Consider the following 793-nt stretch of genomic DNA (forward strand, 5'->3'; position numbering starts at 1 on the left):
CCAGGAAGGTTGGCTCTATCCGAAATTCATGGAGCAGGTGTGCCCCGGCCTTCCCGACTGGACCGCTCTCATGAAGCCGGAATGCGTTCAGGCTCTGTCGACGCCCGACACCGCGCCGAATGGCCGCTTCCTCGACTATCCGGCGGAATGGGCCTCGCGTGCACCCACCATCATTGCCGACAATAGTATGCCATATACGGCCGTGCCGTCGGGTTCGGAAGGGGCTTTGGTGGCAGAGCTTGAGGCAGCGGAAGCGGCCAAGACTCCGCTGTTGATGATGTTCTGGGGTCCGCACTACGCGCTGGCCGAGAATGAGGTCGGCTGGGTGAAGATGCCGCCTTGCAAGGAGCAGACCAGCGAACACTGCATCACGCCGCCAGACGTGGTCAAGATCGTGTGGTCCGGCTTCGGCGCCAAGTGGCCTGCGGCCTATGCCTTCCTGAAGGCGTTCAAGGTCAACGCCCAGGATCAGCAAAAGATGATGCTGGCCGTCGACAAGAAAGGTCTGGATCTCGACGCCGTTGTGAAAGAGTGGGTCGATAGCCATCAGTCAACCTGGCAACCTTGGATCGACGCCGCCAAGAAATGAGTGGTGGAAGGCTCAGCGCCTTCATGCTGTCTTCTCCCTAAGAGCCGAGCCCAAGGCGGCTTTTAGGACAGTCTTATCAAAGCAGAAGAGCCTACTGTCATGACGCCAGAGCGACCGCTCAAAATTGCCTGCCGCAACGTTTGGAAAGCATACGGCAGACGACCGGCCTTCTATTTTGATTCGAGAGGTTACAAGATCGACCCC

At 58.8% G+C, this 793-nt stretch carries 1 protein-coding gene; it reads left to right on the plus strand.

Annotated elements, in window-relative coordinates; translation table 11 throughout:
- The coding region (locus G6N73_RS36020) for a glycine betaine ABC transporter substrate-binding protein (protein WP_281353032.1) at positions 1–589 on the plus strand (589 nt) is incomplete at its 5' end.
- Between the last annotated feature and the right edge of the window lie 204 nt (positions 590–793).

The organism is Allomesorhizobium camelthorni, assembly GCF_011045125.1.
Taxonomy (GTDB): Bacteria; Pseudomonadota; Alphaproteobacteria; order Rhizobiales; family Rhizobiaceae; genus Allomesorhizobium; species Allomesorhizobium camelthorni.